Annotated in this window: 14 protein-coding genes; 8 read left to right on the forward strand and 6 right to left on the reverse strand. The window is 63.2% G+C overall.

Annotated elements, in window-relative coordinates; translation table 11 throughout:
• Positions 1–349: 349 nt before the first annotated feature.
• From C1H69_RS07925 to C1H69_RS07940, 4 genes are read right to left on the reverse strand one after another with little or no spacing between them, the layout of a single operon-like run.
• The gene (locus tag C1H69_RS07925; RefSeq protein ID WP_102652872.1) at positions 350–3,226 is read right to left on the reverse strand and encodes an FAD-binding and (Fe-S)-binding domain-containing protein; all 2,877 of its coding nucleotides are present in this window, start codon (positions 3,224–3,226) and stop codon (positions 350–352) included.
• Complete coding sequence (locus C1H69_RS07930; RefSeq protein WP_102652873.1) at positions 3,223–3,891, reverse strand: LutC/YkgG family protein; 669 nt, start codon at positions 3,889–3,891, stop codon at positions 3,223–3,225. The genes C1H69_RS07925 and C1H69_RS07930 overlap by 4 nt, the downstream gene beginning before the upstream one ends.
• Entirely contained in the window at positions 3,888–5,378 is a 1,491-nt protein-coding gene (locus C1H69_RS07935) for a LutB/LldF family L-lactate oxidation iron-sulfur protein (RefSeq protein WP_240609876.1), read from the reverse strand. Before C1H69_RS07935 ends, C1H69_RS07930 begins: the two co-directional genes overlap by 4 nt.
• A complete protein-coding gene (locus C1H69_RS07940) occupies positions 5,375–6,130 on the reverse strand; it encodes a (Fe-S)-binding protein (RefSeq protein ID WP_102652874.1) in 756 nt (251 codons plus the stop codon). Before C1H69_RS07940 ends, C1H69_RS07935 begins: the two co-directional genes overlap by 4 nt.
• Before the next feature lie 348 nt (positions 6,131–6,478).
• Here C1H69_RS07940 and C1H69_RS07945 point away from each other — a divergent pair, with 348 nt between their 5' ends.
• The 3 genes from C1H69_RS07945 to C1H69_RS07955 are packed head-to-tail and all read left to right on the forward strand — an operon-like array spanning position 6,479 to position 10,565.
• Entirely contained in the window at positions 6,479–7,252 is a 774-nt protein-coding gene (locus tag C1H69_RS07945) for a GntR family transcriptional regulator (protein WP_102652875.1), read from the forward strand.
• Positions 7,253–7,264: 12 nt separating this feature from the next.
• Positions 7,265–9,190 carry an ATP-binding protein gene (locus C1H69_RS07950; RefSeq protein ID WP_240609877.1) on the forward strand — a complete coding sequence of 642 codons (1,926 nt, stop codon included), beginning with the start codon at positions 7,265–7,267 and terminating at the stop codon, positions 9,188–9,190.
• A complete protein-coding gene (locus C1H69_RS07955) occupies positions 9,183–10,565 on the forward strand; it encodes a sigma-54-dependent transcriptional regulator (RefSeq protein ID WP_102652876.1) in 1,383 nt (460 codons plus the stop codon). Before C1H69_RS07950 ends, C1H69_RS07955 begins: the two co-directional genes overlap by 8 nt.
• 137 nt (positions 10,566–10,702) lie before the next feature.
• Here the strand turns inward: C1H69_RS07955 and C1H69_RS07965 are convergent, their stop codons facing one another.
• Both C1H69_RS07965 and C1H69_RS07970 read right to left on the reverse strand, forming a co-directional pair.
• Positions 10,703–11,260, reverse strand: coding sequence for a gamma carbonic anhydrase family protein (locus tag C1H69_RS07965; protein WP_102652878.1), 558 nt, complete (start codon positions 11,258–11,260; stop codon positions 10,703–10,705).
• A 51-nt stretch (positions 11,261–11,311) separates the two neighbouring features.
• A complete protein-coding gene (locus C1H69_RS07970; protein WP_102652879.1) occupies positions 11,312–12,652 on the reverse strand; it encodes a sodium-dependent transporter in 1,341 nt (446 codons plus the stop codon).
• A 157-nt stretch (positions 12,653–12,809) separates the two neighbouring features.
• Between C1H69_RS07970 and prlC the strand changes: the two genes are divergently transcribed.
• The 5 genes from prlC to C1H69_RS07995 all read left to right on the forward strand — a co-directional run.
• Positions 12,810–14,861: an oligopeptidase A gene (prlC, locus tag C1H69_RS07975; RefSeq protein WP_102652880.1), complete on the forward strand. Its 2,052-nt coding sequence runs from the start codon at positions 12,810–12,812 to the stop codon at positions 14,859–14,861.
• A 76-nt stretch (positions 14,862–14,937) separates the two neighbouring features.
• Positions 14,938–15,183 carry a YheV family putative zinc ribbon protein gene (locus tag C1H69_RS07980; RefSeq protein WP_102652881.1) on the forward strand — a complete coding sequence of 82 codons (246 nt, stop codon included), beginning with the start codon at positions 14,938–14,940 and terminating at the stop codon, positions 15,181–15,183.
• A gap of 2 nt (positions 15,184–15,185) precedes the next feature.
• Positions 15,186–16,943: a Na/Pi cotransporter family protein gene (locus tag C1H69_RS07985; RefSeq protein WP_133154959.1), complete on the forward strand. Its 1,758-nt coding sequence runs from the start codon at positions 15,186–15,188 to the stop codon at positions 16,941–16,943.
• Between the two features lie 216 nt (positions 16,944–17,159).
• Positions 17,160–18,143, forward strand: a complete 984-nt coding sequence (locus C1H69_RS07990; RefSeq protein WP_102652883.1) for a TAXI family TRAP transporter solute-binding subunit — start codon at positions 17,160–17,162, stop codon at positions 18,141–18,143.
• Between the two features lie 91 nt (positions 18,144–18,234).
• Positions 18,235–20,327: TRAP transporter permease (locus C1H69_RS07995; RefSeq protein WP_102652976.1), on the forward strand; the 2,093-nt coding region annotated here is incomplete at its 3' end.

Genomic DNA, 20,327 nt, shown 5'->3' on the forward strand with positions numbered 1-20,327 from the left:
TCTACTCATTCGGCCGAGCTTGTCAACTCGCTTCGCAGCCGTCACCGGGGTGATCCTGCCACGAAGCGCCGGTCCTGCCGGCGGCTTTCAGCGTGGCGTGCATTCTACCGTCTCCGGCGCTTCTGTCAATCGCGAACCGCTCTAGCCGATTCGAAAAAACCAAACAGAAACAAGCACTTTCTCCACTTCCACCGCTGGCAACGTTAGCCGTTGCCGGCAGCGGATGCGTACTTTACGGGCTGGCGCGCTCGGCCGCAAGGGCTTTGGGTAAAAAAGTTTCACATTCCACGCGAGTCACTCATCCACAGGCGGTTTCGAGCCATATCCTGTGGATAACGAAGCGGCCGGTTCAGCTTGCCTGTCGGGGTCGGCTGGCCCGGTCGAGCAGCGACAGGATCGAACGGTAGGGAATACCCCCATGTAGCGCCAGCCCGATCTCACAGGTCTTCGAATTGGAGTAGCCCGCATCACAACCGGCCACCTGGTCGGCCAGCCCCTTGAGTGCCGAGGCATTGAGCTCTGGCGTGACCAGTCCCTTGTCACCGGCGAAACCGCAACAGGTTATCTCGGCAGGTACGACGACCTCCCGTACGCAAGCGCGTGCCAGTGCCACCATGCGCTCCCCAAGCCCCATATGGGTACTGGAACAGGTGACATGCACCGCTATCCGCTCATCTAGCGGCGTGAGCTTGAGCCGGGGCAACAGGTGGTCGTGGGCGAAAGCGACCGGCTCCTGTACGACTAGACGCTCGTCGAGGCGCGACTGCATATGCAGCACACAGGGGCTGGTGTCGCTGATGATGGAATAGCGCCCGTTCTGGCTGGCTACCAGCAGCTCACGGTTGAGCTCTCGCGCCTTGTGTGCCCCTTCGTCGAACTGGCCTTTGGAGTGAAACGCCATGCCGCAGCATAGATGGCCTGTCATCTCGGGCAGAATCACCTCGAAATCGGCGCGCTCCAGCAACGAGAGGGTGATTTCCATGACCGAGCGGCTCTCGGCATCGCCATGGGCTGCGCCGAACACCCGTGTCGCGCAGGAGGGCAAGTAGACCACCTTATCCCTCGCCCCATCTCCGAGAGGGCGTTGCTTGAGCAGCCGGATCGGTGCCGCCTTGGGCAGTGTCGGCACCCACTGGGGCACTCGGTTGCCGCTGGCTTTCGTTATCGCGCCACTGACGCTGGAGAGCCCTTTCTCTCCCAGTACCGCACGGCCGGCACCGGCCAGGTTCAGCACACCCCGGGCAACTCGCGTCATACCGGAGAAGTGGCGCCCCACCCGCCGCGACAGACCGGCATGCTGCTGCAGTAGCTCATGCCTCATCTCCCGGATCATCTCGCCGGTATTGATGCCTACCGGGCATTGGGTCGCGCACAGGCCGTCGACGGCACAGGTCTCGTCACCGGCGTAGCGATAGTCGCGACGCAGTGTGGCCAGCCGTCCGGCTTCCTCCTCATCGATTCCATCGCCCAGCGCCTCCAACCTCGCCATCTCACGGGCGATGACGATCCGTTGGCGCGGTGTCAGGGTCAGGTCCTTCGATGGGCAGACATGCTCACAAAACCCGCACTCGATGCATTTGTCGATGATGTCGTGGGCCGCCGGCAATGGCTTGAGATTCTCGAGGTGCAGGGTCGGGTTGCGACTGAGGATCACCTCGGGATTGAGCAGGTTCTCCGGGTCGAACAGCGCCTTGATTTCCCACATCAAGGCGTAGGCCTCGGGGCCCCATTCCAGTTCGACATAGGGGGCCATATTGCGGCCGGTGCCATGCTCGGCCTTGAGCGAGCCGCCATACTCGACGCCTACCAGTTGCGCCACTTCGTCCATCAGCGCCTGGTAACGCTCCACTTCACCGGGCTTTTCGAAACCTTGAGGAAAGACGAAGTGAAGGTTGCCTTCCAGGGCATGGCCGAAGAGGATGGCCTCCGGGTAGCCATGACGATGAAAGGCATCGGTCAGAGCCTGCACGCCCTCGTCCAGTCGTTCGATGGGGAAGGCCACGTCCTCGATGATCACTGTGGTACCGGTCTCGCGCACCGCGCCTACCGCCGGGAAGAGCCCCTTGCGGATCTTCCAGTAAAGCTCGTAGGTGGCGGCATCATGCATGAAGGCAACGGGCTCCAGGGTCTGGATGCCTTCCAGGATGACTCGCACCGCTTGAAGCCGCTCCTCGAGCTCGGCCTCATCGTTGCCGCGAACGTCGATCAGCAGCGCCGCCGCACTGTCCGGCAGCGTCTTGAGCACATCGGGCATGCCCGGCTTGCGCTCCACCGAGCGCAGCGCCGCACGGTCCATCAGCTCGACCGCGGACACCGGCGCCTGCTTGAGGGCTATGGTCGCCCGACAGGTGGTGGCCATGTCCGGGATAAAGATCAGCGCCGCTGCTTTCAGCGGTTCATCCACCACGGTGTCGTAGGTGATGGTGCTGATGAAGCCCAGCGTTCCTTCGGAGCCGATCAGCAGATGTTTGAGAATCTCGATGCCGTCGGTGAAGTCCACCAGGCTGTTCAGCGCATATCCGGTGGTGTTCTTGAGCCGGTACTTGTGGCGGATCTTCTCGGCCAGCGCCTCGTTGGAACGCACCTCGGCGGACAGCCGCTCAAGGCCGCTCAACAGGTCGGCATGGGAGAGCCGAAAGGCCTCGCGGCTAGCCGGGTCGGCGGTATCCAGCCGGGTGCCGTCGGCCAGGATCACCCTGATATCGCGCACCGTGCGGTAGCTGTTCTGAGCAGTGCCGCAACACATGCCTGAAGCGTTGTTGGCGGCGATGCCCCCGATCATGCAGCTGCCGATAGAGGCCGGGTCCGGCCCGATCTTGCGTCCGAACGGTGCCAGCAGCTGGTTGGCCCTGGCCCCGATCACCCCGGGCTGCAGGCGAATCGCCTGTCCCCCATCGAGGATTTCATGGCCGCGCCAGCCCTGTCCCATCTGGATCAATACCGAATCGGTGACCGCCTGACCGGATAACGAAGTGCCGGCGGCGCGGAAAGTCACCGGCAAGCGACGCGCGCGGCATTCGGCCAGTACCAGCATCAGCTCGTCCTCGCTCTCGGGACGAACGATCAGTTTGGGGATCAACCGGTAGAAGCTGGCATCGGTGCCATAGGCCAGGGTGCGCAGCGGATCATCGATCAACCGTTCCGCGGGAATGGTATTCAGCAGAACCGTCTTCAGCTCATGCCAGGCCTCGACCCGGGGTGGTGCCGCAGGGGACAGGGTAGTCATTTGCGTTCCTCTGCGTGGCGTACCAGCACCACCAGTTCACGGGGGCCGTGCACCCCGTAGGCCAGGGTCTGCTCGATGTCGGCGGTCTTGCTGGGGCCCGATACCAACAAGGCATTGGTGGGCATGCCGTCGGCCCAGCCATGGGCCTCGATCACGTCGAAGAAGGTATCCTCGATGGTGTCGGCGTCCAGCACGGCAATATGGATTGGTGGCACCAGGCTGATCAGGCGCGGCTCGTCGGGCGTCGGCCACAGCCAGAGACTGCCGGTCTCGGCAATGGCACCGCGGGTGGACGTCAGGCCGGCATCCGTGGACTCGAACTGCTCCTGCTGCCAGGACTCGATGTCACGATCGGCATCCAGCAGCACGACATCGCGCGCGTCAAGCGCGCTGCGTGCCTCTGCGGCCACGGGGTGCTCCCGCCCCAGCGCCAGCCGATGCACCCCCTTGGCATGCAGCAGTTCCGCCAAGTCGACGGTCCAATTGTCATGGGTGGTATGAATCACCTCGCCGTGAACGGAGGTGATCAAGCGCTCGAAGCGTTCGAGGCGCTCACCGATACTCCAACCACGCCCGGTCACGACACTGAAGTCGCTGTCCGGTGCGTTCAAGGCACCGTCGGTACGCTCACGAAGGCGTTTGAGAATGGCATCGCGAGCACTCATGACCGCTCCTCCTCGTCCTTTCCTTTCTTGATCACATGGTTCGCAGCGCTCTTCTCCGCGTCACTCTTGTCTTTACCTGCCTGGTGGCGCTTTACCAGGGCATGCAATGACCGCTTCGCGGGCCTGGGGGCCGTCCGGCATTCGGTCCAGGGGCCAAGTTTCGATGGCGTCAACGCCTGAAGCTTGCCGACGATAGCCGTACCCCCCCGCCAGGCTGAAGGATGGGTAGCCAACCACTGCCAGCCTTTCCAGGCTGCCACCTCTTTCTTCGTACGCTTGACCCCGGCACCGGGGACATTGCCGCGCCCCTCGCCCACCGCCTCGCGCCGCAGACGTACCAGCAGGTCGGGAATGGGAATCTTGACCGGGCAAACCTCACCGCAGGCACCGCACAGGCTGGATGCGGTCGGCAAATCCTTCGTTTGCTCCAACCCCAGCATGTGCGGCATCAGGATACTACCGATGGGGCCGGGATAGGTGGTGCCGTAGGTGTGCCCGCCCACCCGCGTATAGACGGGACAGTGGTTCATGCAGGCTCCGCAGCGAATGCAGCGCAGGGTGTCGAGCAGTTCGTCGTCCTGATAGATGCTGGAGCGGCCGTTATCGACCAGCACCAGGTGCACTTCCTCGGGGCCGTCATGCTCGCCCCGCTTCCGTGGCGAGCTGATCATGTTGAAGTAGGTGGTGACATGCTGACCGGTGGCCGAGCGCGTCAGCAAGGCATAGAGGGGCGGCACGTCACGCAGGTGCTCCACGACCTTCTCGATGCCGGTCACGGCGATATGGACCGGGGGCACCGTCGTGGTCATGCGGCCGTTACCCTCGTTCTCCACCAGGCACAGGGTTCCGGTTTCGGCCACCGCAAAATTGACACCCGAGATGCCGATATCGGCTGACATGAATCGCTCGCGTAGCTGGGCCCGAGCCGCAGCGGTCATGACATCGACATCACGGGTGCGTGCCAGCCCCGTCTTGTCGTGCATGATCGTGGATATCTCATCGGTGTTGAGGTGGATCGCCGGCATGATGATATGCGAGGGCGTCTGCTCGTTGAGCTGCACCAGATACTCGCCGAGATCCGACTCCAGCGCTTCTATCCCAGCCGCTTCCAGGTGGGCATTGAGATGCATCTCCTCGGAGACCATGGACTTGCCCTTGATCACCGACTTGGCGCCGCGAGCCTCGCACAGTTCGCGAATGATCCGACACGCTTCCTCGCCATCCTCGGCCCAGTGCACCTTGATGCCGCTGGCCTCGCAGTTGGCCTCGAGCCGTTCGAGCAGTTCGGGCAGCCTGGCCAGTGCCCGCAGACGAATGTTGGCGCCAAGCTCACGCAGAGCTTCCAGGTCCCAGTCGCTGAACACGTCGCGCCGCTTGCTCATGAGGCCATCCATGGCCTTGCGGAAGTTGGAACGAATCTGCGGACTCCCCAAGGCATCGTGGGCCTGGCGATGGAAGGCTTGTGGGGTATAGGTTTCGACGCTCATGAGGTTCTCCGCCATAGATAGCTGGCGATATGCTCGCCCTCGATCCCTTTCTTCTGGTGCGAGAAGCGACCATCGATGTTCATCAGGCAGCCGCAGTCGGAGGTCACGAAGCGACTGGCCCCGGCAGCCTCGATTGCCCGGGTCTTGTCGTCGACCATGGCGGCGGAGACTTCCGGGTGGCGAACGGCAAAGGTGCCACCGAAACCGCAGCACTCGGTGGCTCGGACCTGCTCCACCAATTCCACCTGACCCAGCTTGGCCAGCAGTGCCGGCCCGGTATCGGCCAGGCCCATTTCACGCCGAGCACTGCATGAGGTATGCATCGCGACCTTCTCCGGCCCGCCACGGTCCTCGAGCGCGAGATGGCAGACATGGATCAGGAATTCGGTGAGCTCATAGATTCTGCCTGCCACCTCCGTGGCCCGACGCTCATGCTCGGTACCGGCAAACAACTGAGGGTAATGGACCCGCATCATGCCGCCGCAGGAACCAGAGGGTACAATGATCGGCCAGGATTCGGGAAAGAGCCCGAGCTGGGCGACTGCCACGGCCCGCGCCTCCTGCTGATAACCAGAGGTATAGGCCGGCTGGCCGCAGCAGGTCTGGTCTTCGGGAAAGATCACCTCGATGCCTTCACGCTCCAGCAGGCGGATACCGTCCAGGCCTGCTTCGGGATAGAACAGGTCGACGAGGCAGGTGCCGAAGAAATAGACCTTTTCGGGCTTGGGGGGATAAAGCTTGACTGGCGTCATGAGGTTCCCTCACGGTCGGCCGGCAGCCAGTACCGGCCACGCAACCATTGTTGTTCGTCACATTCCTGGCTCTAATCATCTTTCGGTAAATTGGTAATACCAATTTACCGAAAGATGAGGATGAACCTTATGGTTCGGCTACCCCAGTGTCAAACCAACGCCCCCCTATTACCGCCTCCGACCCTTTAGACTTTGGTCGGCCATAAGCCAGGTCTCGAGCAACCCAATGATTAATCCCGGGTTTTTCACCAATTCGGCGGATTGCATCCAAGAGAGAACCACGTCAAAATTGGTAAGACCAATTAAGAGATCGCCAGCTATCCATGGCCGGCTCCCAGGAAGAACCGCATGACCTACCAAACCGTTCGCCAACCCAAGCTGGCCGATGTGATCACCGAACGCCTCGAGGCCATGATCCTCGAAGGTAGTCTCAAGCCTGGCCAGAGATTACCGCCAGAGCGAGAGCTGGCAGAGCGCTTCGGGGTTTCGCGCCCCTCCCTGCGGGAGGCCATCCAGAAGCTGGCCACCCGTGGCCTGCTGACCAGCCGCCAGGGTGGCGGCACTTTCATCACACGCGATCTCAACAGCGGCTACAGCGACCCCCTCCTGGACATGCTGACTCGCCACCAGGAATTTCACCTGGACCTGCTCGAATTCCGTGACGCCATGGAAGGTATCTCCGCCTATTATGCAGCATTGCGATCGACGCCCGCTGACAAGGAGATGCTGCTCAAACGCTTCGGGGAGCTGGAAAGTTGCTTCGCCGGCCGCAATCCGGAACTCGAGGCCAAAGCCGATGCTGCCTTCCATCTTGCCATCGCCGAAGCGGCGCACAACGTACTGCTGCTTCACACCATTCGTGGCATCTTCCACCTGCTGGAAAAGAGTATTGTCGAAAACCTCACCCACCTCTTCGAAAAGCCACAGTCACGGCCTTTATTGATGAAGCAGCACCGCGCATTGTTCGACGCCATTCTCGAAGGGCGAGCCGAAGATGCTAGGGCTCGCGCACATGAGCATCTGGTCTTCGTCGAAGAAGAGCTGCTGGAAATGGAGCGTGCCGAAACCCGTGCCCAACGGGCCCTGCGTCGTGCCCAGGCACTGCCAGAAATCCAGCTCTGAGGTCGGAAACGCGTGAAAGGCCCACATCACCCGCCCCGCCTGTCGGTTCCCCTGCGCCGGCTCCTGTTACTGCTGCTGCCCCTGGGGCTGGTGGCGATCATGTGGCAGGCCGCCCAGGTGGCCCGCGAGCAAGCGCTGCACACCCTCGTGCGCGAGGCCGAGAACGAGCTGCGCCTCTCGGCCGCGGGCCTGGAAGGCCACCTGACACGACATGACTACCTGCCACAGCTGCTGGCGTCCCGCGAAATGGTCAAGCGGTTCCTGACCAATCGTGGGCACCAGGACACCATGCCGCTTAATCTGTTGCTGGACCAGTTCCGAGCCATCGCCGATGTCTCGGACGTGTACCTGCTCGACCGACTGGGCACGACCCTGGCAGCCAGCAACTGGCACCTGACCAATACCTTCATCGGCCACAACTATGCATTCCGCAGCTACTATCAAGACGCGATCCAGGGTAGCCGCGGCCGTTTCTTTGGCCTGGGCACACAGTCCCTGGAACGGGGTTACTATTTTTCCGCCCCTGTATGGCTCGACGATACGACACCTGACGCCCAGCCCAGCGGCGTCATGGTGATCAAGGTCCTGCTCGATGCCGTGGAAGAGAGCTGGGCAGAGCAGGATGCCGAGTTGGTCGTGACCGACAAGGACAACATCATTTTCATGGCCAGTCGCCCCGAACTGCGAATGACGGCACTCTATCCGCTTTCGCAGGAGGAGCACCAAGCCCTGCTGGACTCTCGCCGCTACGCCGATGAGCCGCTGCCCCCCTCCGGCATCCAGATACTCGATTATCGTGGAGACGGCAGCCGCCTGGTCCGCTTCACCGAGGGCCCCCTTGCCGATGGAAGCTATCTCGGAATGACCCGACACATGGATGCCTTCGGTTGGGACATGCACATTCTCAAGTCACTCGACCCCGTGCTCAATGCCCAGTGGCTGGCGGCACTGCTGGCCGGAGGGCTCTATGGCGTGGTGACACTGGCGGGAGGCGTCGGCTGGCAACGCTTGCGCCTGCGCCGCGAACGCGAGCTCTTCGCCGAGCGTGAGCGCCAGACCCTGGCCAACGTCCGTGACGAACTGGAGCGTAATGTCGAGTTGCGCACGCACGATCTGATGGAAACCAACCGCCTGCTCTCCGATGAAATCGACGAGCGGCGTCGGGCGGAAGAGAGCCTGCAGCAGACCCAGGATGAGTTGATCCAGGCCACCAAGCTTGCCGTACTCGGCCAGTTGGCCGCCGGTATCAACCACGAACTCAACCAGCCGCTTGCGGCCATCCGTGCCTACGCGGAGAACGCACGAACGTTCCTTGCACGCAACCGCCGGGAAGCCGTCGATGAGAACCTGGCCCAGGTGGTGGAGCTCACCGAGCGCATGGCCGAGATCAGCTCGCAGCTGCGGCAGTTTTCGCGCAAGAGCGGGGGAAGCCTGACGGCGGTCCCGGTTCAGGCCTGCTTCGATTATGCAATGCGGCTCTATCAGGGGCGCCTGCGCAACGCCAACGTCAAGGTCAACCGAAACTGGGGCGAGGAGGAAACGTGGGTGCAGGCTGACCTGGTCCGGCTGGAGCAGGTCCTGGTCAACCTGATCGGTAATGCCTTGCAGGCCATGGCCGAGACCCCCGACCCCACGCTGATGCTTGGCATCGAGACCAGCGATCGAGACGTGCGGATCAGCGTGACGGACAATGGCCCCGGCATCCCCGAACAGAACCTGGCCCGTATCTTCGAGCCCTTCTTCACATCCAAGTCACCAGGCAGCGGCCTGGGTCTCGGGCTCTCTATCTCCTCACGCATCATCAATGACCTGGGCGGGCGGCTCGAGGCCGGAAACCAGCCTGGTACCGGAGCCCGGTTCACCATTACCCTGCCCCGTGACAGCGACCCCGACAGGTCCCGCCTCGCCAACTCCCAGGAGCCGATCTCTCATGCATGACCCGGTGGCCGCCCCGGTACTCATCGTCGACGATGAAGCCCATCTTCGTATCACTGCCGGCCAGACCCTTGAACTGGCAGGCTACACACCCGAGCCCCATGCCAGCGCGGAGAGCGCCCTGGAGACACTGCTGCCGGATTTCCCCGGTGTCATCGTCAGTGACATTCGCATGCCCGGCATGGACGGCCTGGCACTGTTGCGTGAGATCCGGCTGCGCGACCCAGACTTGCCGGTCATATTGATTACCGGGCATGGGGACATTTCCACCGCTGTGGAGGCCATGCGCGAGGGAGCCTGGGATTTCCTGGAAAAGCCCTTCGCCGGCGAGCGATTGGTGGAAATGGTGCGCCGTGGTGTCGACAAGCGACGCCTGAGCCTGGAAAACCGTCGACTCAAGGCCGAGCTGGAAGCACAACAGGCCGCGCCCGGCCCTCGCCTGGTAGGCCGCACACCGGTCATACAGCGGCTGGCTTCCATGGTACAGCGCATCGGCCAGGTAGAAGCCGATGTCCTGCTGTTCGGCGAGACCGGGACCGGCAAGGATCTGGTGGCTCGCGCCATCCACGAGCGCAGCCCTCGTGGAGGCCATCCTTTCGTCGCCATCAACTGCGGGGCGGTGCCGGAGAGCATCATCGAATCGGAGCTGTTCGGCCACGAAAAGGGCGCCTTCACCGGTGCCGTCGAACGACGTATCGGCAAGTTCGAGCATGCCAATGGCGGGACCGTCTTTCTCGATGAAATCGAGTCCATGCCCCTCGCCCTCCAGGTCAAGCTGCTGCGCGTCCTTCAGGAGCGCGGCATCGAACGTCTGGGCTCCAACGAAGTCGTGCCGCTGGACATCCGGGTGATCGCCGCCACCAAGGTCGACCTCAAGCTGGCCGCCGAGGCCGGCGAGTTCCGCGAGGACCTCTATTACCGGCTGAACGTGGTCACCCTGCCGATCCCCACTCTCAGGGATCGCCGCGAGGACATTCCTCTGCTGTTCCAGCACTTCGCCGTGGTCGCAGCCAACCGCAGCAGCCTTGAAGCACCACCCCTGGACACCAGTGGCATCTCGGCCCTGATGGCCCATGACTGGCCCGGCAACGTGCGCGAATTGCGCAATCTGGCCGAACGCTATGTCCTGCTGGGCTCGGCCTTCGACTATCGCCTCGATGCGCTGCTCGAGGGCGTCGAGACCGGCAATGGCGAGTTGGCCCTTCCCCAGCAGGTGGAACTGTTCGAGAAAAGCCTGATAAGCCAATCTCTCGCCAGCCACCGAGGTCGTATCAGCGATGTCTGTGAGCACCTGGGCCTACCGCGCAAGACCCTCTACGACAAGCTGCGCAAGTATGGCCTCAAGGCCGAGGATTATCGCCACAAGGCGGAGCCTTGAGCCAGCAGGTCCAGGCAGGGATCAGCTCCAGCGATGCCTTCACACCCCGCTGGCTGCCCAAGGCGGCCAGCGGAGTGTTGGTCGGCCCCGGCGTGATCAGCAGGCCGACGACCGCCGCCCGAAGAACCAGGTTTCCGTCAGGAAACTCCCGCGCCCTGCTCGAGGTATTCGTCCTTGAGTCTGACGTAGTTGCCGGCGGTGTAGGGAAAGAAGGCCCGCTCACTCTCCTTGATCGGGCGCATGGCCCTGGCCGGGTTGCCGGCATAGACATGGCCGCTCTCCAGGCGCTTGCCCGGGGAGACCAGGGCGCCAGCGGCGATGATCACCCCGTCTTCCACCACGGCGCCATCCATGACGATGGCACCCATGCCTACCAGAATGCGGCTACCCAGTGTGCAGCCGTGCAGGATCGCCTTATGGCCGATAGTGACGTCCTCGCCAATGGTGAGCGGGAAGCCGCCGGGGTTGAAGTCGCTGGCATGGGTGATATGCAACACGCTGCCGTCCTGTACGCTGGTGCGAGCGCCGATGCGGATACGGTGCATATCGCCACGGATCACCGCCATGGGCCAGACCGAGCAGTCGTCGCCCAATTCCACGTCGCCCAGCACCACACTGGCCGGGTCCACATAGACCCGCTCACCCAGTACCGGAGTCACGCCCTTCCAGGAGCGGATGGGATCATTGGTGCTCATGCCTGTCTCCCTTGGCCGTCGGCAATGCCGGCCACATCATGTCGAAACGGATCACAACAGCCCGGCAGCCAATACCAGGATCGTCAGTGGAATCGATATCCAGCGTACCACCCCCTGCCAGAGACGGAAGCCTGACTCACCAACTCCCAGAGCCGTCCGCGCCTCTTCGCGCGGCATGACCCAGGCGGCAAAGACGGCAATCAGGAGTCCTCCTATCGGCAGGAAGATTTCGGTCGGAATGGTCGTTACCAGATCGAAGGCATTCATGCCGGCCACAGGACGCCACTCGGCCAGAGTCGAGAAGGATAGCACCGACAATAGCCCCATCAGCCAGACCGCGACGCCGATGACGGCAGCCGCCTGGCCTCGCCTGAAACCTAGTCCCTGGAGCGTGGCCACCATGGGCTCCGCCAGGTTGATCGACGAGGTCCAGGTAGCCAACAGTAGCAGCAGGAAGAAGGCACTGAGCCACAGCGCCCCCCAGGGCAGTTCGGCGAACGCCACCGGCAGCGTCACGAACATCAGCCCCGGCCCTTCACCGGGGTCCATGCCCTGGGCGAATACCACCGAGAAAATGGCGATGCCGGCCAGCAATGCCACCGCCACGTCTAGCACCGCCACCGCTCCGACGGCCCGAGGCAGGCTCTGACGCTCGGGCATATAGGCTCCATAGGCCATCAGTGCGCAGGCCCCTACCGCCAGGGTGAAAAAGGCATGGCCCATGGCATGCATCACGACAACAGGGGTAATGACCGAGACGTCCGGCCGGAAGAGCCACACCATTGCCGGCCCGAACCCTTCGGTAGTAGCCGCATGGCCTGCCAGCAGGATCAGGAGCAGATACAGCAGTGGCATCAACAGGTTGTTGAGCCGCTCCAGCCCCTTGACCACACCGGCGGCCACCACGGTCATGGTCATGAACAGAAACAGCGTGTGGTTGAAGGTCATGCGCCTGGGGTCGGCAAGGAACGCATCGAAACCGGCGCCGATCTCGGCGGCACTCGCCCCGACGAAGTTGCCGTTTACCGACGCCACCAGGAACTCGATGGACCATCCGGACACCACGGAGTAGAAGGAGAGGATACAGAACACCGTGAAGGCCCCGAAAAGCCCGAGCCATCGCCAGCGGCCGCTGGCGCCCGCCGCCGATGCCAGGCGTCCCAGCGACTGCATGGGCGAGCGGCGACCGGCACGCCCGATGAGAATCTCGGCCATCATCACCGGCAACCCCAGCAGCAGCACGAAGGCGACATAAAGCACCAGGAAGGCGGCACCACCGTTCTCACCGGTGATGTAGGGAAACCGCCAGATATTCCCCAGCCCCACGGCCGCACCGGTCACCGCCAGAATAAAGGCTCGCCGGGTACTCCAGCGCTCCAGGGTTGCGTTCATTCCATCGACCTCTCGTTCGTGAAGCCCGCAAGCCTATCAGGCTGGCTCAGCGCCACCAAACGTCAATCAAATAATCAGGCCACATTGAAACCCGGCCTGGCTGGCCGCATCTAAGCGTCATTGCCCTTGTCCCTTTTCAACCGTCTACGAGGTGTGCATGTCTCAGAATCCGTTGCTCGAATCCCATGACCTGCCGCCCTTTGCCGACATCACTCCCGACCATGTCGTCCCGGCCATCAAGCAACTGCTCGCGGACAACCGCACCGCCATCGAGGCGCTGGTCGAACGCGCTCAGCAGGGCACACCCGACTGGGAGAGCCTCGCCGCACCACTGGAGACACACAACGACCGGCTGTCCCGCGCCTGGTCGCCGGTTTCGCACCTCAACGGCACCATGAACTCGCCGGCCCTGCGCGACGCGTATCAGGCCTGCCTGGGACTGCTCTCCGACTACAGTACCTGGCTTGGACAGCACGAAGGGCTGTTCCATGCCTGGCAGGCGCTGAAGAATGGCCCCGCCTGGGAACGGCTGGACGGGGCTCAGCGACGAAGCGTCGACAATACGCTGCGAGACTTCCGCCTGGCCGGGGTCGACCTGCCCCCCGAGAAAAAGCATCGCTATGGTGAGATCAAGTCACGCCTTTCAGAGTTGGCCAACACCTACTCCAACCAGCTACTCGATGCGACCCAGGCATGGCACAAGGACATCGAAGAGGCATCGCAGTTGGCCGGCCTGCCCGACAGCGCCCTTGCCGCGCTTGCCGCCAACGCCGAGACAAAGGGGATGAAGGGCTACCGCATCACCCTCGACTTTCCCAGTTTCTATCCGGTGATGACCTTTGCCGACGACCCCGCCCTGCGCCGCGAAGTCTATACCGCCTTCGTTACCCGCGCCTCCGACCAGGGGCCCAATGCGGGCAAGTTCGACAACGCCCCGATCATCGAGGAAACCTTGCGCCTGCGTCGTGAGCTGGCCGAGCTGCTGGGCTTCGCCACGTACGCCGACTACTCCCTGACCACCAAGATGGCCGAATCGCCACAACAGGCGATCGACTTCCTCGATGACCTGGCCAGCCGTGCCGTGCCCCAGGCGCACGAGGAGTTTGCCGAACTGGCCGACTTTGCACGTACCGAGCTTGGCCTGGCGGAACTCCAACCCTGGGACGTCGGTTACGCTAGCGAGAAGCTGCGCGAGGCTCGCCACGCCATCTCCCAGGAGCAGTTGCGCCCCTATTTTCCGGCCCCTCGCATAGTGGACGGCCTGTTCAAGGTGGTCGAGCGGCTGTATGGCGTCACCTTCGAGGAAGACACGAGCGCACCGCGCTACCACGACGATGTGAGTTATTTCCGAATTCTCGAACGCGGCAACACGATTGCCGGATTCTACCTCGACCTCTACGCCCGTGAAGGGAAGCGTGGCGGTGCCTGGATGGACGAGTGCCGGGTGCGGCGCTGCCAAGAGAACGGCACACTCCAGCTGCCAATTGCCTATCTGACCTGCAATTTCACTCGTCCGGTGGGGAACAAGCCGGCCCTGCTGACCCACGACGAAGTCACGACTCTGTTCCATGAGTTCGGCCACGGGCTGCACCACATGCTGACCCGGCAAACCATAGCCGATATATCCGGTATCAATGGCGTCGCCTGGGACGCGGTGGAGCTTCCCAGCCAGTTCATGGAAAATTACTGCTGGGAGCGCGAAGGCCTGGACCTGATTGCCGGCCATGTGGATACCGGCGAGCCGCTGCCCGTGGAACTGCTCGAGCGCCTGCAGGCCGCCAAGAACTTCCAGTCCGCGATGGGTCTGGTGCGCCAGTTGGAGTTCTCGCTGTTCGACCTGCGCCTACACCATGAACTCAGCGCCCCGGCCGCTGCCGACATTCAGGCGCTTCTCGATGAGGTTCGTGCCGCCGTCTCGGTCGTGCCGCGGGCTGACTTCAACCGCTTCCAGAACGGGTTCAGCCATATCTTCGCCGGTGGCTACGCCGCGGGGTACTACAGCTACAAATGGGCGGAGGTCCTCTCGGCCGATGCCTGGAGTGCCTTCGAGGAAGCCGGTATCTTTGATGCCGAAACCGGCCAGCGCTTCCGCCATGCCATTCTCGAGCAGGGCGGCGCACGCGATGCTGCAGAACTGTTCCGTGCGTTTCGTGGTCGGGAGCCGAGTATCGAACCATTGCTGCGTCATAGCGGCATTCGTGCCGCCTGAGCGGCCCGCCCTGTCCATTGGCATTTTTCCACCAGCCGCCAGCCATTGCCTGGCGGCTCCCCATCAGGGAGGCCCCATGGCCGTTCAGAAACGCTTTATTGCCGGCGCTATCTGCCCTCGCTGTGCCGAGATGGATCGCATCCGCGCCTGGGAGCAGAACGGCATACGCTACCGCGACTGCGTCAGCTGTGATTTCTTCGAACAGTCTCCCATCGAAGACGATGCGCGGTCCGAACTCGAAACCCGTGTCAACCGGGAGCGCGAGGAGCAGCGCCGCAATGCCATTGCTACGGTAAGGATTCTCGACCCCGGAAGCCGCTGATCGTGCCCCTGCAGGGAGCCGCAGCCGACGCACCCCGGCCCCGGGCGATGCGGCACCGCCTGGAGCTGTTCGGGCTGATTGCCGTAACGGCGCTGCTGCTGGCACGACCTGACCTTGCCACCCTGGCGGCGGGGCTCGGCCTGTTCCTGTGGGGTATGACCCACCTGGAGAAAGGGGTCAAGCGGCTCTCCGGCGGCACCCTGGATCGCTGGCTGTACAACGCCACCCGAAGCCCCGCACGGGCCATCGGCGCGGGTGCGCTAGCCACCGCCCTGGTGCAGTCCAGCTCGCTGATCACGCTTCTGGCCATGTCCTTTGTCAGTGCAGGATTGATCAGCCTGGCCGGCGCCATTGCCTTGCTATTCGGCGCCAACCTGGGCACCACCACCGGAGCCTGGCTAATCGCCAGCGTCGGTCTCCGCTTCGACCTGGCACACTACGCCATGCCCCTGCTGGCCCTAGGGCTGCTCGGCAGCCGCCTCTCAAGCGGGGTCCTTGCCAGTATCGCCGGCCTGGTGCTGGGCATCGGACTGCTGTTCCTGGGCATCGATTTCATGAAGCTGGGCTTCGAAACCTGGCAGGACGGCCTCAGGCTCGACGGCCTGAGCGGGAGCCAGCCATGGCACTGGCCACTGTTCGTGCTGTTCGGCATCGTTGCCACCGTGGTCATGCAATCGAGTCATGCCACTCTGCTGCTCACCTTGACCGCACTCGCCTCGGGTCAACTTCCCTACCTGCCGGCCCTGGCCATCGCCATCGGCGCCAATGTGGGCACCACGGTAACGGCGGTACTGGGCGCCCTGACTGCCGGGGCCGCCGCACGCCGCCTGGCCGGCGCCCATGTGATCTTCAACCTCGTCACAGCGGCTGTCGCACTGCTGCTCCTGATGCCCCTGGCCTGGCTGGTCGATACCATTGCCGCAGTCATCGGCATGGCAGAGACCGCCTGGCCGCTCAAGCTGGCCCTGTTTCATACCTTGTTCAACCTGCTGGGAATCGTGCTGATGCTGCCCTTGATTCCACGCTTGGCGAGCGCATTGGAACGCCGCTTTCCGGAACCGGCTCGACTGCCTCCCGCCCAGGCTCGCTACCTGGACAAGACCGCCCTGGAGCACGCCGATACAGCCGTAGCGGCGATGGAGCAGGAGTGTCAGCGACTCAATCGTCGTGCCTATCACCTGCTCTGCACAGCCATCCTGATGCCCAGTGCCGACGTGATCGGCCACCCGCCACGGCGTGAGACTGTCGAGGCGACCATCGACCCCGCCGCCTGGCCAGCCATCAATGCCCGCTACCAGGAGCGAATCAAGCCACTATTGGCCGAGGTTCTCGATTTCCATTCGCGCATCGACACGCCCCTCACAGACGAACAGAAGACTCGCCTGGATATCCTTCACGACCAGACGCTGCGCATGGTGGAGGCCGTTCGTTTTGGTGAGGTGTTGCAGCGCAGCCTGCTGCGCCATTCGGCCCGAACCAGTCCCCTGAGGGACGCCCACGACGACCTCCGTCTGGCCCTCGCCTTGGGCCTGAACCGGTTGGCCAAAGGCCCCGGCGATTCTGACATCGACACCCAGTTGGAAACTGTTCGCCATCATTGGCAGCGCGAGTTGGCCGAGCGCCTGCGCCAGCAGCGCCTGGACCCCTGGCTTGCCTCGTCGCTGATGAACGATCTGCATCAGGCCAGCCGCCTGATTGCCGCCCTTGCGCCTCCCTCTCGTCTCACCGACACCATTCGTGCGGAATCCCACACACGATAGAGCAGCCAGTGTGCGACATGCCAGCCAACCGGGGCTTTTCCCATCGCGACCTTGGTCGAATTTCGAAAGCGTAACCTACTGACCAGGTGTTATTTTTTAATTTCAAGGCACGCCTCTTGCCTTTACTGAGCGTTGTATGCCAGATTTCCCTGAGCGTCTCGCTCTCCTGCTGATAGCGGGGTGCTCTCATAACGACAACGCCATTGGAGTGACACCATGCGATACGCAGCATCCAAGCTGATTGCAACGACCTGCCTGGGCGCAGCCCTGGTAGCAGCGGGCGCACAGGCCGAAGACCGCAGCGACTGGCCACGCAGCCTGACTGTGGGCACCGCCAGCCAGGGCGGCACCTATTACATCTACGGCGCCGGTTGGGCCAACCTGGTAGGGGATGCTTTGGGCGTTTCCTTCGGCGCCGAGGTAACCGGTGGGCCCGTGCAAAACGCCACCCTGGTACAGATGGGCGAGCATGATTTCGGCATGGTCACCATGGGCCCGGCCTACGAAGCCTGGATTGGCGAGAGCGAGCTGGCACCGGGCGTCGAACACACTGATATTCGTGCCGTCTTCCCGATGTACCAGACCACCCTGCAGATCATCTCCCTGGCAGGCTCCAACATCTCCTCCGTCGCCGACCTCGACGGCAAGACCGTTGGCGTGGGCCCGGCCGGCGGCACGTCGGACATGTACTACCCGCAGCTGTTCGAGAAGCTCGGCCTCGATGTCGACACCCGTAACGGTGGCGCAGCCGACCAGGCCGGTCAGTTGCAGGATGGCCTGATCGATGCCTTCGCCTTTGCCGCTGGCGTGCCGATTTCCGCCTTCAGCCAACTCGAAGCCCAGGCGAACGTGAACATCTTCTCCTTCTCCGAGGATGAGATGGGCGACGTGCTGGACGACTATCCGGAGCTGTCGCCGTCCACCATCCCGGCTGCTGTCTACAACAGCCTGGAAGAGGACCTGCCGGCCGTCTCCATCTGGAACTTCGCCATCACCCACAAGGACATGCCGGAGTCTCTGGTCTACGAAGTGACCCAGGCCGTCATGGAAAACCACGACCGCATGGTGCAGATCCACGGCGCCGCGGTCGAGACGCTGCCCGAAAACTTCGAATACAACTCCTTCCTGCCTTGGCACCCGGGCGCCGTGCGCTGGTTCGAGGAGCAGGGCTACGACATTCCGGAAGACCTGCGCGGCTGATCCTCCGCAACGCGACATCGACGCCGGTCTCCGGGCCGGCGTCAACGCCTCGCTTCTGCGCAGGCATCCGTAACCTCCTAGGCATTCCGGTATGACTCACGAAACCCAACCCAACGAAGCCGCTGCCAAAGTCGGCACTGATGGGGTTGCCGACATCCCCATCGCCCACAACGAGCGCGTGCTCTCGGGCCTGCTCGGCCAGACGGTGTTTGCCGCCTGTGTGCTGTTCACGGCCATGCACCTCTATGCGCTCAACGTCTCACCCATCGAGACCTGGACATTCCGTATCATTCACGTCGCGGGCGGCCTTGCCGTCGGCTTCGCCATCACCGCGGCCATGACGCTCGATCGCAGCCCCGGTGAGGTTCGTATCAACCGCGTCGAATGGTTCGCCCTGATTCCCGCGGTCGCTGCCATCGGCTACGCCGTCTTTTGCACGCTTTACGCCTGGTACATGCGCGAAACCGGCACGCCGCCCGCCAACTGGCTCGTCGTGCACCTGAGCTGGTCGCTGGCCGGCGCCACCGCCATCGCCCTGGTCAGCAGCTGGATATGGCGCAGCTCCAGCCGCTCCATCCACTGGGCCGACGCGATCCTGATCATTGCCTCGATCCTCGTTGCCGCCTATCTGGTTCTGGTACTGAATCGCTGGCGCATGGCCGCCGGCACCCCCTTTGCCGGGCAGACCGAATTCATGATCGCCGCCGTGGGTGTGGCCCTGATCATGGAATTGACCCGTCGTGTGGCTGGCTTGGCTCTGATCCTCATCACCGGCGTCTTCCTGATCTATGCCTTTGCCGGGCCCTACCTGCCGGGCCTGCTCGAACATCGCGGGTACTCCTTCTCGCGCTTCTTCACCTATCTCTACACCGACAACGGCATTCTCGGCCCGACCACCGCCGTGTCGTCGACCTATATCATTCTCTTCATCACCTTCGCCGCCTTCCTGCAGGCTTCCAGGGTCGGCGACTACTTCATCAACTTCGCGTTCGCCGCCGCCGGCCGTGCACGGGGCGGCCCGGCCAAGGTGGCGGTCTTCGCCTCCGGCCTGATGGGCATGATCAACGGTACCTCCGCCGGCAACGTGGTGGCCACCGGTTCACTCACCATCCCGCTGATGAAGAAGGTCGGCTACCATCCGCGCAGCGCCGGCGGCATCGAGGCCGCCGCCTCCACCGGTGGCCAGATCGTGCCGCCGATCATGGGTGCCGGCGCCTTCATCATGGCCGAGATCACCGGCATTCCCTATACCGAAATTGCCATTGCCGCACTGATTCCCGCCGGGCTCTATTTCCTTTCCATCTACATGATGGTCGATCTGGAAGCGCGCCGTGATGGCATGCTGGGCATGTCCAAGGATGAACTGCCGGTCTTCCGCAAGATGGTCAAGCAGGCCTACCTGTTCCTGCCCATCGTCATCCTGATCGGTACCCTCTTCATGGGTTACTCGGTGATTCGCGCCGGCACCCTGGCCATGATCAGTGCCGCCGTGGTCTCCTGGTTCACCCCGCACTGGATGGGCCCCAGGGCACTGCTCAACGCGTTGTCCCTTGGTGCGCGCATGGCGATCCCGCTGATCGCGGTATGTGCCTGTGCCGGTATCATCGTCGGGGTCATTTCGCTGACCGGTGTCGGTGCCCGCTTCGCCTCCATGCTGCTGGGTATTGCCGATACCAGCCACCTGATGGCACTGTTCTTCGCCATGTGCATCAGCATCCTGCTCGGCATGGGCATGCCCACCACCGCGGCCTACGCCGTCGCCGCCTCGGTGGTCGCACCCGGCCTGCAGCAGATCGGCATCCCGCCGCTGGTCGCCCACTTCTTCGTGTTCTACTACGCCGTGCTCTCGGCGATAACGCCACCGGTCGCACTGGCGGGCTATGCCGCCGCCGCCATCGCCAACACGGACCCGCTGAAAACGGCCCTGACCTCCTTCAAGTTCGGCCTGGCCGCCTTCATCGTGCCCTTCATGTTCTTCTACAGCCCGGCCCTGCTGATGGAAGGCACCTGGATGCAGATCCTGCGGGTTGTCGTCACCGCCGGGATGGGCATCTATCTGCTGGCCGCCGCCGTGCAGGGGTGGTTCCTCAACGGTGCGGCCAACCTCGTGCAGCGTGTCCTGCTGTTGGCAGCGGCCCTGTCGATGATCGCCGGCGGCTGGATGACCGACCTGGTCGGCCTGGG

This window comes from Billgrantia endophytica (assembly GCF_002879615.1).
Taxonomy (GTDB): Bacteria; Pseudomonadota; Gammaproteobacteria; order Pseudomonadales; family Halomonadaceae; genus Halomonas; species Halomonas endophytica.